This window comes from Elstera cyanobacteriorum, assembly GCF_002251735.1.
GTDB lineage: Bacteria > Pseudomonadota > Alphaproteobacteria > Elsterales > Elsteraceae > Elstera > Elstera cyanobacteriorum.
On record NZ_NOXS01000032.1, the window covers coordinates 181,296 to 194,949 of the forward strand.

14 protein-coding genes are annotated in these 13,654 nt (G+C 61.5%); 3 read left to right on the forward strand and 11 right to left on the reverse strand.

Annotation, left to right across the window (positions count from 1 at the left end; all coding sequences use genetic code 11):
- Positions 1-5: 5 nt before the first annotated feature.
- Complete coding sequence (locus CHR90_RS09950) at positions 6-890, reverse strand: LysR family transcriptional regulator (RefSeq protein WP_094408850.1); 885 nt, start codon at positions 888-890, stop codon at positions 6-8.
- 130 nt (positions 891-1,020) lie between these two features.
- On the opposite strand from CHR90_RS09950, the gene CHR90_RS09955 reads away from it, so the two are divergent.
- Complete coding sequence (locus CHR90_RS09955; protein ID WP_094408851.1) at positions 1,021-1,947, forward strand: DMT family transporter; 927 nt, start codon at positions 1,021-1,023, stop codon at positions 1,945-1,947.
- Positions 1,948-2,159: 212 nt separating this feature from the next.
- On the opposite strand, the gene CHR90_RS09960 is transcribed toward CHR90_RS09955, so the two are convergent.
- From CHR90_RS09960 to CHR90_RS09975, 4 genes are all read right to left on the reverse strand, one after another.
- A complete protein-coding gene (locus CHR90_RS09960) occupies positions 2,160-3,869 on the reverse strand; it encodes a flotillin family protein (protein WP_094408852.1) in 1,710 nt (569 codons plus the stop codon).
- A 24-nt stretch (positions 3,870-3,893) separates the two neighbouring features.
- Positions 3,894-4,541 (reverse strand): OB-fold-containig protein, encoded by a 648-nt coding sequence (locus CHR90_RS09965; protein ID WP_094408853.1) that lies wholly within the window; start codon positions 4,539-4,541, stop codon positions 3,894-3,896.
- Positions 4,542-4,655: 114 nt separating this feature from the next.
- The gene (locus tag CHR90_RS09970) at positions 4,656-5,780 is read right to left on the reverse strand and encodes a zinc-dependent alcohol dehydrogenase family protein (RefSeq protein WP_094408854.1); all 1,125 of its coding nucleotides are present in this window, start codon (positions 5,778-5,780) and stop codon (positions 4,656-4,658) included.
- A 31-nt stretch (positions 5,781-5,811) separates the two neighbouring features.
- Positions 5,812-6,681: a LysR family transcriptional regulator gene (locus CHR90_RS09975; protein WP_094408855.1), complete on the reverse strand. Its 870-nt coding sequence runs from the start codon at positions 6,679-6,681 to the stop codon at positions 5,812-5,814.
- 104 nt (positions 6,682-6,785) lie between these two features.
- Here CHR90_RS09975 and CHR90_RS09980 point away from each other — a divergent pair, with 104 nt between their 5' ends.
- Positions 6,786-7,160: a tautomerase family protein gene (locus tag CHR90_RS09980; RefSeq protein WP_094408856.1), complete on the forward strand. Its 375-nt coding sequence runs from the start codon at positions 6,786-6,788 to the stop codon at positions 7,158-7,160.
- A gap of 48 nt (positions 7,161-7,208) precedes the next feature.
- The gene (locus CHR90_RS09985; RefSeq protein WP_094408857.1) at positions 7,209-7,976 is read left to right on the forward strand and encodes an SDR family NAD(P)-dependent oxidoreductase; all 768 of its coding nucleotides are present in this window, start codon (positions 7,209-7,211) and stop codon (positions 7,974-7,976) included.
- Here the strand turns inward: CHR90_RS09985 and CHR90_RS09990 are convergent.
- From CHR90_RS09990 to hfq, 6 genes are all read right to left on the reverse strand, one after another.
- The gene (locus CHR90_RS09990; protein WP_141210920.1) at positions 7,973-8,968 is read right to left on the reverse strand and encodes a lysozyme inhibitor LprI family protein; all 996 of its coding nucleotides are present in this window, start codon (positions 8,966-8,968) and stop codon (positions 7,973-7,975) included. The two genes, CHR90_RS09985 and CHR90_RS09990, sit on opposite strands and share 4 nt — an antisense overlap.
- A gap of 38 nt (positions 8,969-9,006) precedes the next feature.
- Positions 9,007-9,963, reverse strand: a complete 957-nt coding sequence (locus CHR90_RS09995; protein ID WP_170941369.1) for a lysozyme inhibitor LprI family protein — start codon at positions 9,961-9,963, stop codon at positions 9,007-9,009.
- A 68-nt stretch (positions 9,964-10,031) separates the two neighbouring features.
- Positions 10,032-11,057 (reverse strand): lysozyme inhibitor LprI family protein, encoded by a 1,026-nt coding sequence (locus CHR90_RS10000; protein WP_141210921.1) that lies wholly within the window; start codon positions 11,055-11,057, stop codon positions 10,032-10,034.
- Positions 11,058-11,201: 144 nt separating this feature from the next.
- Complete coding sequence (locus tag CHR90_RS10005) at positions 11,202-12,017, reverse strand: inositol monophosphatase family protein (RefSeq protein WP_094408860.1); 816 nt, start codon at positions 12,015-12,017, stop codon at positions 11,202-11,204.
- Entirely contained in the window at positions 12,014-13,282 is a 1,269-nt protein-coding gene (gene hflX, locus CHR90_RS10010) for a GTPase HflX (protein ID WP_229671476.1), read from the reverse strand. The genes CHR90_RS10005 and hflX overlap by 4 nt, the downstream gene beginning before the upstream one ends.
- A gap of 103 nt (positions 13,283-13,385) precedes the next feature.
- Positions 13,386-13,637 carry an RNA chaperone Hfq gene (hfq, locus tag CHR90_RS10015; protein ID WP_094408862.1) on the reverse strand — a complete coding sequence of 84 codons (252 nt, stop codon included), beginning with the start codon at positions 13,635-13,637 and terminating at the stop codon, positions 13,386-13,388.
- Positions 13,638-13,654: the final 17 nt, after the last annotated feature.

Below are 13,654 nucleotides of genomic sequence, written 5' to 3' on the forward strand. Positions count from 1 at the left end.
CGGCGCTAAGGCTCTGACGCAAGAGCATCCTGCTTGCTCTCTAGCAGAATACTCGACAAGGCCAAAATCTTGGCCTGTGGCGCATCCTTTCGCCACGCCAGTCTGATCTTCACGTGTCCGAACTTCGGGCGCAACTTGTGCACGCTCAGCCGGTCGCGCTCGGTATAGGTATCGAGCACGCAGTGAGGGATTAACGCCACCCCCATGCCAACGGCGACACAGCCAAGAATCAGATGGTACGAGCCGACTTCGACGATCCGCTCCGGCACGGCATGGTCGCGGGCAAACCAGTCTTCAAGGCGTTTGCGGTGCGGGCACCCCGGATGAAACGCCAGAATGGACTTTGATTGCAGGTCTTTGGGAGAAGATATGCTGGGATGTTTTGCCTCGGCGACGATAACAAGCTCCTCGTCGTAAATGATCGTCGTTGAGAGCCTTCGGTCAGAGACGGGGTCGGGGATCAGGGCGGCATCAAGCTCGGAAGCAAGAACCCGATTGACCAAATCGTGGGGATCTCCCGAATAAAGCTCCAAAGCCACGTCGGGATATTGCTCGTGGAAGCGGCCGAGCGGTTTCGGCAGGCGGACCGCCGCTGTGCTTTCCATAGCCCCAATCCGCAAGATGCCCGTCGGCTTGTCGCTCTGCACCGCGCTCACCGCTTCCTGGGATAACGCTACAAGGCGCTCGGCGTAGCCAACCAAAAGATGACCCGATGGCGATAACTGCAAGCGCCTCCCGTCGCGGACAAAGAGCTTCACGCCCAGTTTTTCCTCCAGAACCTGAATCCGTGCGGTAACGCTTGACTGCGCCCGGTGCAGGACTTCTGACGCGCGCACAATCCCGCCCGCCCGAACCACGGCCAGAAATATCCGCAGGTCCGAAAGCTCCATAAAAGCATCTCCTTTTCCGAACGGTTCGTTCTCAATAAGTCATTTTTTTCGATTTTTCATTTTCGCTAGAATTCCCGCCCGATGCAATTGAACCAACTGAACAAACGATAAAAATCGGAGTGGCCTGAGCATGTCAGCAAGATCAATTCAAGATGCGGGGCCCGCCGACCGTCGGCGGGCCGGGATAGGGGTGCTGTGTGGTCTCGCCGTAGCCTTGATCTGGTCGGGTTGGTCGGTTGCGACCCGGTTTGCGGTAACGACCAGTCTTGGCCCCTACGATGTAACGTTCCTGCGCTTCGGTATATCGGCGCTGCTGCTGTGGCCCATCCTTGTCCGAAAAGGCCTCGGCCTTCAGCAGATCGGCATCGTTCGGCTAGGGGTGATGGTGCTCGGTGCCGGGGTTCCGTTCATGTTGCTCAGTTCGACGGGGATGCAGTTCGCCCCGGCTTCCCACGTCGCGACGCTGATGATCGGCACAATGCCAATCTCGGTGGCGTTGCTGTCCGGGCTTTTATTTGGCGAAAGGTTCACCCGCCAGCAGTTGGGGGGCATGGGTATCGTCATCACCGGGGTGATCTGCATTGGCGGATACGCGTTGATCATAAATCGCGCAGCCGGGGAGTGGCGCGGCGATCTTTTGTTTCTTTTGGCCGGCCTGTTCTTCGCCGGTTTCACCGTGGCGCAGCGGCGGTCGGGCGTTAGCCCGTGGCATGCGACGGCGTTGGTGAACTGTCTTTCGGCGATGCTTTTCACGCCGATCTATTTTCTTTGGCTGAAACCGAACATCTTCACCGCACCCTCGGCAGAGGTCGGCTTTCAGGTCGTCGCGCAAGGGGTCGTGGTCGCGATTCTTGGAATGTATTTCTACTCGGAAGCCGTTCGCCGTTTGGGGGCGCCTCGAGCGGCGATCTTCGGCGCACTCGCGCCAGCCCTTGCGGTGCTGATCGGTATGGTCGTTCTTAAAGAGATCCCTGCAGGGTTGACGCTCGTCGGTATCGGGTTGGTCATGGGCGGTGTCGGGCTTGTTGTCACCGGAGCGCGCCACGCTAAAGCTTGAGGGGGCAAGCTAGATGGTTCGGCGGCGGCTCTTCGCCGTCGCCCAAACAAGGGGTGCGGCGTCAGGACAACCAATTTGCGCTGAAAGTAGGGTGGATTTTGCAAACCCTCAAATGTCGCATAATGTATATTATGTCGCATTTGAATGGAATTTTCTGAACCCGTCAACGCTGAGGCTTTCTCGCTCCTGTGACCCTGGACCCGCCATCGCTATCAAACAGCGTCTCCCGTGCTTTGGTTCACGGGCTTGTTGGGCGCTAGAATCGGTGCGAGCGATTCGGCGATACCGGTAATGCCAGCATTCGATAGGCCAGCGTCTTTCATCACGGCATCGATGATCGGCTTTGCGACCTGGTATTGCAGGGCTGAATTCATCACTTGCTCGGGGAATGTTGCCCCGCTGCTTCCCGGCGCGGCGGTCGTCCCGGTCCCATCGCTCCCCAAGCCTGTAACCTGAACGATGCGGATCGATTCGATCTGCTCCATCGGCTTCACGGCCTTTTCCAGAATGGCCGGAAGCTGCTGTAACAACAAGGTGCGGACCTGAAGATCGATCTGCGCCGCAGACAGCGTGTTGAGCGCGGCGTTGAGGGCCCGGCGGCCTTCGGCTTCGGCAAGCGCGGCCTCCTGCCGGGCTTTCGCTTCGATGGTGATCGCGTCGGCACGATCCAGCGCCGCCTCTTTTTCCGCTGCCGCCGAAACGCGCACGGAAATGGCATTTTGTTCGGCCAGCTTCTCGGCCTCGATCAATTGGATTGATTTTTCGCGTTCCGCAGAGGCGATTTCGCGGGCCGTTGTCACCGCTTCCTCGGCCTTGGCGGCCTCCGCCCGGGCAAGGTTCGCCGCCGCCTCGGCCTCGGACTGATCGCGCGATTTATGGGAAATGGCGATTTGCGTATTCTGCCGCGCGATTTCGACTTCCTTGCGCTGTTCGGCGGTCAAAACCTGAGTATTGCGCTCCACATCAATCTCTTGCGTGCGGATCGCTAGGTTTTTATCGATTTCCGCCGCCTTGACCTGGCGTTCGGCCTCGATCCGTTTTTGGCTGATCTGCCGGTCAGCCTCCACTTTGACCGCTTCAGCCTCAAGGTTGCGGTTGGCTTGCTGGGTGGCGATCAGGGCCATTTGTTCGGCGCGGGCAGTTTCGATTTCGCGCTGTTGGCTCAGTTGCGCAAATTCTTGGTCTTTCTCGATGGCGAGTTTTTGGCGCGTGGCGTCGAGATTCTTAGCCCGCACCTGCATTTCCGTATCTTGCTCGACATCATTGCGCTGCTTGCGCCGCGCCTCGGTCTGTTCGGTGAGACGGGTCAAGCCTTCCGCATCGAAGGCGTTGTTTGGATTGAAGAATTGCTTATCGGTCTGGTCTAAGCTGGTCAGCGATACCGACTCGAGTTCCAGGCCGTTTTTCTCCAGATCTTCGGCAACGGCATTTTGCACCGCTTGAACGAAATCGCGACGCTTGTCCTGCAATTCCTGGATGGTCATGGTGGCTGCGGTCGCCCGCAAGGAATCGACGAATTTATCTTCGACCAAGGTGCGCAGCTCGTCGGGGCTTAATGTCCGGGCCCCGAGCGTCTGGGCCGCCGTACTCACCGCTTCTTCAGTTTGCTTGACGCGAACGAAAAACCCAACGTTCACATCCACACGCATGCGGTCGCGGGTGATCAAGCTCTCACGCTCGCGTCGATGCACCTCGAGCTTCAAGGTGTTCATATTGACGTGAATAAGCTCATGGAACACGGGCAGGATGATCGCCCCACCGTCCATGATCACCTTTTGCCCGCCCAACCCCGTGCGCACGAAAGCGAGCTGCTTTGTCGCCCGGCGGTATAACCGCGCCAGCACCAACCCGATCCCGATGAGCGCAATCAGCGGAATCACCGCAAGGATGGTCAGGTCCGAAAACAGAATTTTCTCGAGCACGGGGGTTCTCCAAGAACGATGGGGTTAGGAGAGCGGGGGTTTAATGAAGGCCGCAGCGGCTTGCGGATCACGGATGGCGCGATAAAACGCGCCCTGTTTATGAACGATGATAATCGGCGTGCCGATGGCGAATTCTTCGCCCTCGCGATCCGGTTCAACCATCAGATAGTGCATACGGTTATGATGGTCCCTCACCTGGGCTTGGGCGGCAAAGCCCGACCGTGCACTTCCGCCAGAAATCACCCCGCCCCGCCCGATGAAGCTTGCGTCACTGACAGCGCTCGTTTCGTCCCGTGGGAAAAACCGCCCCAAGGAAGCCCCGAATAACCGCATGCTCAGAATGCCAAACGGCAGGGCGGCGAGGCTGGCCAGCAGCGCCGGAAGATAGGCGTCAGCCACGCCGACGCTAACCTGCTGAAGTGCGTATCCTCCGACCGAAAACCCCGTGAGGAACAGCATCAGCAGGACCAAGGCGGGCACTTGACCGATATGCAGCCACGCGAGCGCATCCCCCCACAGCCCATGACCACTACCATCGGGAATCAGATCGTCTAGCACCGCCGAGAGATTCTGGGCGAAGAGCAGACCGACCAGTTCAACGATCACAAGCCCAATGAGCAAAAATGCGGCCACCCCGAAAGGGGCTGTTGCGGTCGCGGTGAAAAATCCCATGGGCAGTTCCCTAAGGTCGGCACAGACGCGCAACGATTATAAGCGGTTTGCCCGGCTCAGACTTCTTGAAGTTGTGTCATACACATCAAAAAGACGCGGCCCCCTCATCCCCCTTTAAAACATCACCACCTGCCGGATCGTCTTGCCCGCCGCCAGCCGGTCGAACGCCTCGTTGATCCGCTCCAACGGTAGCGTCTCGCTCAGCAGCCGGTCCACCGGCAGTTTCCCGGCGCGGAAGAGCGAAACAAGGCGCGGAATATCGCGCGTCGGGATGCAGCTCCCGATATAGCTGCCCTTCAGGGTCCGTTCCTCGGCGACCAAGGACACCTGCTGGATCGCCACCGACTTCGACGGATGCGCCAACCCCGCCGTGACCGTGGTGCCGCCGCGCCGGGTGATGCGGTATGCGAGGTCTAAGGCCGGGACCGATCCGGCCATCTCTAGACAGATATCGACGCCGCCGCCCGTGGCCTGCTTGACCTGCTCGATACAATCAGCGTCGGACGCCAGAAAGGCATCGGTCGCGCCAAGGCCACGCGCGAAGGCCAGTTTCTCCGGCAGCAGATCAACCGCCACAACCCGCGTCGCCCCGGCGGCCAGCGCGCCGAGTAAAGCCGCATAGCCAACACCGCCGAGACCGACGACCGCAACCGACTGGCCCGGGCGCACCCCCGCCGTATTCACCGCCGCGCCAACGCCCGTCAGTACCGCGCAACCAAAGAGTGCTGCCTGTTCGAACGGCAGATCCTTATCCACCTTCACCAGCGACCGTCGCGACACAACGGCGTGGTCGGCGAAGGCCGAAACGCCGATATGATGGTTCACCGGCACCGCGTCTGCGCGCAAGCGCCGGGCGCCCGACAGAAGCTCCCCCCGGCCATTGGCGGCATTGCCCGGTTCACAGAGGGCTGGGCGGCCCTCCGCGCATGGGTCGCAATGACCGCAGCTCGGCACAAAGATCAGAACGACGTGATCGCCGGGCGCGAGATCATCGACCCCTGCCCCGAGTTCAACGACTTCACCCGCCGCCTCGTGCCCCAGCACCATCGGCACCGGGCGCGGGCGGTCGCCATTGATGACCGAAAGGTCGGAATGGCAAAGGCCCGCCGCCCGAATGCGCAGCAGCACTTCGCCAGGGCCGGGCGGATCGAGGGTAATCGGTTCGATCCGCAGCGGCTGGCTATCGGCATAGGGCTGCGGTTTGCCAACCTCGCGCAGAACGGCGGCGTTGATTTTCATGGGCTTCCTCCCTCCCGGTCTTTTGGGGGCATCATAGCCGGGCGCTTAAGAACTCCGCTACCGCTTGGCGCAGGCTTTCCCCGAGTTTCTCAACAGCAGGCGGCGGCGCGGCCTCGGCAAACGCAAGACGGAGGGAGACGCGCGGCAGCGGCGGCAAAATTCCCTCCGGCAGCGGGGCAAGATCGGGCGGGCAGAAGCGCGCCACGCGCACGGTGATCGCCAGCCCGGCACGGATGGAGGGCGACAGGCCGCCGAGGCTCGGGCTACCAAAAACCAGTCGCCACGCTTGCCCGGCAGCGTCCAACGTCGCAAGGCCCGCCTTGCGGAACAGGCACGGCGCATCCAGCAGCGCCAGCGGTAACGGTTGCCCAGGGGGCGGCCCCCAGCCTGGGGCGCCAATCCAGGCGAGATCGACCAGCCCGAGATCCTGCCCAGTGGGGCTCTGGGGTTCGGCAAACAGCAAAATCAGATCGAGGCTACCGTCGCGCAGCATGCGATTTAAGGTTTCCTGCCGCTCCACCCGCCCCTCCAGCACCACATCGGGATGGGCGCGGGCGAAGCGGGCGAGGGCGTTCGGCAAGACCGTATCGGCAATATCCTGGGGCACGCCGAGCCGCACCCGCCCGCTCAGCCCCTGCCCGCGCACCGCCGCCAGGGCCTCATCGTTGAGCGCCAGCAGCCGCTGGGCATAGGCAAGCAGCACTTCCCCCGCTTCAGTCGGCACCAACCCGCGCCCGGATTTCACGAACAGCTTGCGGCCAAGCTGCGCCTCCAGCCGCCGCAACTGTAGGCTGACCGCTGACTGCGTTCGCCCTACCCGGTCGGCCGCGCGGGAAAAACCACCCAGATGCTCGGCGGCGACCAGGGTGCGCAGAATGGCAAGGTCCAGCGTATCGTTCATTACTTTTCCAAAAATAATGTTTCACATACAATTTATCAATTTTTTTTAAGCATAGCGAGGGGGTAGAACAGGGGCGCACCCCCTTCCTGCTCAGGAGAACCGCTATGCCCCTCGTTCGTCTCGATCTGCCGCAAAGCCTGGCCGACCAAGCCCGCCCCATCGCCGATGCCGTTCATACCGCCTTGGTGTCGGCGATTGGCATTCCCGCCGACGACCGGTTTCAGGTGATCGCGCTGCACGCGCCGGAGCATCTGATCATCGACGCGCAGTACCTCGGCATTCCGCGCAGCGGCAGGGCGCTGATCGTGCAGATTTACCTGCGCAAGGGCCGGTCGGTGGAGCTTAAGAAGGCGCTCTACGCCGCCATCGCCGCCAATCTCACCGCGCTGGGTTTGCGGGCCGAAGACGTGCTGGTGTCGCTATCGGAAAACGATCTGCCCGATTGGTCTTTCGGTCTGGGGCTTGCCCAATATTGTTAAGCCCGTACACTGGCGCCCGCAGACCTGTTTCCGCCTTGGAGTTTTCCTATGACGACCGCCCCGAAAACTGTTCTCGTTACCGGCGCGACCGCTGGTTTCGGCACTGCCATTGCCCGCCGTTTCATCGACGAAGGGCACCGCGTGATTGCCACCGGCCGCCGGGAGGATCGGTTGGCCGCGTTGCAAGCGGAACTCGGGGCAGACAGGCTCTTGACGCTGACGGTGGATGCCCGCGACCGCAAAGCGGTGGAGGCGGCCTTCACCGCCCTCCCCGCCCCCTTTGCCGAGGTTGATGTGCTGGTCAATAACGCCGGTCTGGCCCTTGGCCTCGGCCCGGCTCCCGACGCCGATCTCGACGATTGGGAGGTGATGGTTGATACCAATGTGAAGGGCCTGCTCTACGCTACCCGCCTACTGCTGCCCGGCATGGTGGCACGCAATCGGGGGCATATCGTCATGCTCGGTTCGACCGCTGCCGAATGGCCCTATCCCGGTGGGCATGTCTATGGCGCAACAAAGGCCTTCGTGCATCAGTTCGCGCTGAACCTGCGCGCCGATCTCGTGGGCAGCAATGTCCGCGTGACGGATATTCAGCCGGGTCTCTGCGGCGGGACAGAGTTTTCCAACATCCGCTTTAAGGGCGACGACGCCAAGGCCGCCGCCATGTATGCGGGCACCCAGCCGCTAACCGCCGAGGATATTGCCGAAGCGGTCTATTGGGTTACCAACCTGCCCAAGCATGTGAACATCAATACGGTTCAGATGATGCCGACCTGCCAAGCCAATGGCCCGCTGGCAGTAAAGCGCGAGGGTTAGTCAAGGCCGATCAGGGCCTTGAATTCCGGCGTGAAATAGGCGCGCAGGGCGGCGTAGGGAATTTCGGCGACCATATTGGACCCGAAACTCCCCGCCTCGCCGTTTTTCAGGCGCAGGCCGAAACTGCGGGGACCGATGACCCACCAGCGCGGATCTTGGGTTTTGGCCCGAAGCTCCGCCTCGGTCATGGGCGGGTCATAGGGCGTTTTCGCCGCCGCCAGCGCCGCGCGGATCGCGTGATCCGCCTCCCGCACCGCAACTGGGCGCCAAGCGGTACCCGGACGGAAAACATCCGTTTCGGTCAGGCGGTGCCCACTGGCGAGATCAATCGTCTCGACCGCAACATCGTAAATCCAAACGCCGGGTTCCGGGTCGATCCCGAGAAAGCGATACTCGAGGCTGATGAGGCGGTTCGTTACGACCGTCGCCTGATAGTCCAGCGTGACGTTGTAAAATTTCGGCAGCCGCGCGCTAAAATCCTCGGCGGGGGGCGGCAGCGGCTTGAAGGTCGGCGACACCACCTCCGGCGTCAGACGAACGGTATAGTTCACCTTACTGTCGGTCGCATCGGGAAAGGGGTTCGGCGCAACCTGAAACGCCTGCCGCGCCAAAAGAACCCCGCCCGCGCCCAAGGGGGTAAGCGCGCGGGTGCGATAAAAGGCGGCTTGAGTCTCGAGGCGTTCGCGCAGGCAGGCCCCCGGATAGTCCTGCATCGCCGGGGTGGCCCATTCGGCGGCGCAGAGCGCCCGCAGGAAGGCCCAAAAGGCACGATAATCAGCCTCAAGCCGGGGGCGGGCCGCCTCCGGGGCGCGGGTTTGCACTGCCGTAAAACTTGCCGCAACGGTTGCTGCCTGGCGCGCCAGATCGGGCGCGGCGCAGATCAGCCGGTCCACTGCACCGCCCGCAGGCGTGCAGTCCGGGGCGGACGGGGGTGCCGCAAGGGCGGGCGTGCTGATCACCACAAGCAGGACGGACAATCGACTGACTAGCATCGTACCCCTCCAGGAAACCCGGTCGCGTCAGGATACGCCTATTTCACCCCGTCGATCAGCTTTTTGAACTCGGGTGTCAGAAACTCCGCCACAGCCGAATAAGGAACCGGTACTACATGGGCGCCCGCCGCATAGGGGCCGACTTCATAGATCCCGAAATAGACGCCGAAGCTCTTGGTCAGGGCCCAGCGCGCAGGGTCGGCAACGGCTTTCGTCTGCTCTGCGACGGTTAGCGGCTCATAGGGCCATTCCTCGGCCTTGGCCGCCGCGCGCAGCAGCGTATCGGTCTCCCGCGCTAGCACGGCCCGCCACGGGGTATTCGGGCGGAAAATGTCGGCCATCGTTAGCGGGCGCGCCGCCGTAAGATCGATGGTTTCAAAGGTAGAACCGTAGGTGCCGTGCGCACCGCCCTGATAAGTATAGGTAATCCGCTCCAGCGACAGCAGGCGGTCGCCGGTTACCGTGGCCTTAAAATCGCTGGTCGTCTCGAAACTCTCGGCGTCTGGCTCCGGCAGCTTATCCGCGGCGAGGGGCTTCAGCGCCGGGGCGAGAAACTGCGGGTAGCGGTAGCTTTCCACCCGGATTTTCGGCGCATGCTCGACAATATCCGCCGCCGCAACCGGCGCGCTGCGATAGACTTGGCGCCCCAGCAAAACACCGCCGGAGCCGGGCAATAGCGTGAGCGCACTGCCGGTATAAAACTCTGTCTGCCCCCGATAGGCGCTCTCGATACAATCCTTGGCATAGCCCGAAAAGCCCGATGGCGGCGCCCAACGCGCTTGGCAGGTTTTGCCGACATGGGCGATCCACGCGCGTTGATCGGCCCGCAGCAAGGCTTTCGCCTCCTCCGGCGCCCGGGCGAGGACGGCTTTATAAGCGTCCGCCAGCGCCTGATCAGCCTGCGCCAGATCGGGGGAGGCGCACACCGTCTTCTCGACTTCGGTGGTTGCCTTGGCGCAGTCGAAGCTGGGGGCGGCTTGGGCAAGCGCACTCATGGTAATTACACTAGACAGTAAGGCCAATCCACTCACAGCACTAAAAACTCTTGGCAGAAGAAAAGTATTCATTGGTTCTTTCTCCAATCAATCAATTCAATCGCGTCCGGCCGCATAAATTTTTTGAGTGACGATAGGGGTAAGGAGATCGAGCAGGGAGAAGGCCATTGCGGTTGCGTTTCGTAAGAGAAAACCAACTCTGTTTCCGTCAGGTGCCAACCATATTCAGAGAGAAGCACGCGATACCATTGCCGAGGTGACCAATTGGGGCGTCCCCCGCAACTTTCCGTGTCCTCCAACGGCATAGCCTCGACAGCAGTATTGACGACATAGTCGCGCCAGGAAGCCTCCGGCTTGAACAGAGTATCGAGAGTCAGCCTTCTCTCCCGCCGCAAGTCGATCGTATATGTGAATTCCCCATGGCTGCTGGGGGAGCTAAAGGGAGAGCTTCTGCCAAACTGCTCTCGTATTGATATGAATGTTGGCGTGGCTACGACAATTTCAAAATCGCTCCCTGACTCACCGGGAGTGTCTAAGCCCTGATCGCGCACATCATCCTTCGGAAGTGCTGCCGCCAAACGGGAGGATAGAAAAGTTGGTGCGTAAAGGGTCATTACGCCCAGACAGAGATTTGGTCCCAAGCAGATTTGGCTATCTGGATCTCGATTATACTCATCGCTGTCCCGCGCCGTCATTTTTTGACGACGGAGTAAAATTTTCCCGTCGGGGAGCGCGATAATCGCTTTTTGGTAAAAATACTCGGCCTGCTCAGAATATTTCTGTATCAGACATTCAAAATTATAACCTTCGGTGCCAGCCTGCGGATAAACGCGGTTCAAGCACATGATCTGAACGGCTTTCAACCAATCCCGCTGACTATCGCGTAAAATCTTCTGGCCGCTCGGCGGAAGTTTATGCAGAGCCGCGCTGTACGCCGTGTTTAGCTCTCGATCTGCAGCCGCAAGCGCTGGCCTCGCGCAGATCGTCTTTTCAAGCAAGCTGCTGGCCTTTGCACAATCGAAGCTGGGGCCATCAGCCGCCCAAGCCTGTACGGCAAAGGCTGTGAAACCAATCATGAAGAGAAAGCGGATCATTCAGGGAGCCGGGTCAGGTTTAATGTGGGTGTAGCATCCCACATCACAACCTCCTTAGATAGGCTCTCCTGCCGATAGCGAACCGGGTTTCGGGTCCGTGTTGAGGATATCGAAAACGCAGAAAATAACTATTCCCACAACGCCTTATTCTTCGAACAGCATAGCCCGCGCCGCCTGCCACTGCGCTTCCCGCGCGGCGATCAGTAGGCCCGGATCGGCGCTCGCTGGACCGTAGGCTTTGCCGGTCAGCGGGCTGGCGGCATAGCCCCCGGCTTCTTCGACCAGTAGCACCCCGGCGGCATGGTCCCACGGAAGGGTGCGGTAGAAGAGCGCGAGATGGGCCTCGCCGCGCAACAGCCGCACATAATCCTTGGCTGCCGAGTAGCGCGGGGCGTTGGAGGCGAACTCGGTCGCACGACCGGTCAGGCGCTGACGATGGTCGGGCGGGAAGAAGCGCACCGACAGGGCAGCGTGCTGGTCGGTAACAGCAAGCGGCGGCGCGGCAATGGCAACGGGGGCGCCGTTGATCTGCGTCCCATGCCCTTTGACCGCCGATGCCATCAGATCGGCCAGCGGATCAAAAATCCAACCCCCAACCGTTTCACCCCGATGCACCAGGGCGACGATGGCGCCGAAATTCTCGTTCCCGCGCGCGAAATTGGCGGTGCCGTCGAGCGGATCGATCACCCAGACCCACGCGTCGCTCGCCAGCCGGTCACGCACGGCGGGGTCGGCGGCGACCGCCTCTTCCCCCACGGTGGTGGAACCGGGGAGCAAGGCTTCCAGCGCCGGGGTGAGCGCGGCTTCCATCGCCAGATCGGCGGCGGTTACGAGATCGTTCGGGGCTTTCTCGCGAATATCCCCTGCTGCGAGATTACGGAAGCGCGGCAAGAGTTCCCGCAGCGCCATCTCGGCCAACAAAGTCCCAACGGGGGCGCGCAGGTCGACGGCCAGGGTCATTGCTCGATCTCCGCGTCGGGGAACTGCCGCTGATAGCGCGCAAGTTCGGCGGGATCGAGACCGACGGTCAGATGCGCCTGCCCTTCCTCGTCATCCTCGCGCGTCAGCACCTCGCCGTGGGCATAAAGCCAGGCAAGATGCCGCCCATCCGCCGGGCCGATGGTGACGGCGATCACCTGCTGACGGTTGCGCAACGCCTCGTCGAGATAGGTCAGCAGCGCCTCGATCCCCTGCCCGGTCAGGGCCGAAACCGGCAGCGCCGTGCCGGTGACCCGCCGGGTCTGATCGGCCAAGCCTTCCGCGTCGAGCTGATCGATCTTATTCAGCACTTCCGGCAGCCCGGCATCGACCTTGGCATCCAGACCGAGCGACCGCAGCACCGCCTCGACATCGGCTTTCTGGGCCTGGGTGTCGGCGTGCGAGGCATCGCGGACGTGCAGGATAATATCGGCTTCCAGCACCTCTTCCAGCGTCGCCCGAAAGGCCGCGACAAGCTGGGTCGGTAGGGCAGAGATGAAACCGACCGTATCCGACAAGATCACCCGCCGCCCGGACGGCAGCGACAGGCCGCGCATCGTGGGATCGAGCGTGGCGAAGAGCATATCTTCGGCCAGCACCTCGGCCTTGGTCAGCCGGTTGAACAGGGTCGATTTCCCCGCATTGGTATAGCCGACCAGGGCGATGACCGGATGCGGAACCTTCTTGCGCGCCCCGCGATGCAGCTCGCGCGTCCGCTTCACTTCCTCAAGCTCGCGCTTCAGCTTGGCGATGCGGTCGCCGATCAAACGGCGGTCGATTTCGAGCTGGCTTTCCCCCGGCCCGCCGAGGAAGCCGAAGCCGCCGCGCTGCCGCTCTAGATGGGTCCAGGACCGCACGAGGCGCGAACGCTGATAAGTCAAGGCCGCGAGTTCGACCTGCAAGCGCCCTTCATGGGTGCGGGCGCGGGCACCAAAGATTTCAAGGATCAGGCCGGTGCGGTCGATGACCTTCACCTGCCATTCGCGTTCCAGATTGCGTTGCTGAACCGGCGAGAGATGGCCATCGACAATAACGACCCCGGCCTTGACGGCGTTGATCGCCGCGCCCAACCGTTCCAACACACCGGTACCAAACAGCGTTGCCGGGCGCACGGCCTTTAGGCGAACCGCCTCGGCCTGCTGAACGTCAAGGCCGATGGCTTCGGCAAGGCCAACCGCTTCCTGCACGCGCCCGTCAATCGACCGGCTATCCGGCCCTTCGGTTTTCCCGAGATCGGGATGCACCACAAAGGCGCGCGTCGCTTCTTTTTCACCGTCCTCGGCCTCTCCGAAAGGAAGGGCCGAGGCGCTGTCAAACTCGTCAGCGGTTTGGTCCGCCGTCGTCTCTTCTTTAGAGTTCACCCGCGTCTTTCGCTCCGTCGAACAACTGAACCGGCGCGGCGGGCATGATCGTCGAAATCGCATGCTTGTAGACAAGCTGCGAATGCGCATCGCGCCGCAACAACACCGAGAAATTATCGAACCAAGTCACGATGCCCTGTAGCTTCACGCCGTTCACTAGGAACACGGTCACCGGAATTTTTTGTTTGCGAATAGTGTTCAGGAAAACATCCTGGACGTTTTGGGATTTTTCGGTGCTCATTGCGGCAGTCCTTCTTG

What these genes read in the sequence shown, in the direction of transcription:
- CHR90_RS09950 (WP_094408850.1), bottom strand. Translation starts at nt 890, where the DNA reads ATGGAGCTTTCGGACCTGCGGATATTTCTGGCCGTGGTTCGGGCGGGC.
- CHR90_RS09955 (WP_094408851.1), top strand. Translation starts at nt 1,021, where the DNA reads ATGTCAGCAAGATCAATTCAAGATGCGGGGCCCGCCGACCGTCGGCGG.
- CHR90_RS09965 (WP_094408853.1), bottom strand. Translation starts at nt 4,541, where the DNA reads ATGGGATTTTTCACCGCGACCGCAACAGCCCCTTTCGGGGTGGCCGCA.
- CHR90_RS09970 (WP_094408854.1), bottom strand. Translation starts at nt 5,780, where the DNA reads ATGAAAATCAACGCCGCCGTTCTGCGCGAGGTTGGCAAACCGCAGCCC.
- CHR90_RS09975 (WP_094408855.1), bottom strand. Translation starts at nt 6,681, where the DNA reads ATGAACGATACGCTGGACCTTGCCATTCTGCGCACCCTGGTCGCCGCC.
- CHR90_RS09980 (WP_094408856.1), top strand. Translation starts at nt 6,786, where the DNA reads ATGCCCCTCGTTCGTCTCGATCTGCCGCAAAGCCTGGCCGACCAAGCC.
- CHR90_RS09985 (WP_094408857.1), top strand. Translation starts at nt 7,209, where the DNA reads ATGACGACCGCCCCGAAAACTGTTCTCGTTACCGGCGCGACCGCTGGT.
- CHR90_RS09990 (WP_141210920.1), bottom strand. Translation starts at nt 8,968, where the DNA reads ATGCTAGTCAGTCGATTGTCCGTCCTGCTTGTGGTGATCAGCACGCCC.
- CHR90_RS09995 (WP_170941369.1), bottom strand. Translation starts at nt 9,963, where the DNA reads ATGAGTGCGCTTGCCCAAGCCGCCCCCAGCTTCGACTGCGCCAAGGCA.
- CHR90_RS10000 (WP_141210921.1), bottom strand. Translation starts at nt 11,057, where the DNA reads ATGATCCGCTTTCTCTTCATGATTGGTTTCACAGCCTTTGCCGTACAG.
- CHR90_RS10005 (WP_094408860.1), bottom strand. Translation starts at nt 12,017, where the DNA reads ATGACCCTGGCCGTCGACCTGCGCGCCCCCGTTGGGACTTTGTTGGCC.
- hfq (WP_094408862.1), bottom strand. Translation starts at nt 13,637, where the DNA reads ATGAGCACCGAAAAATCCCAAAACGTCCAGGATGTTTTCCTGAACACT.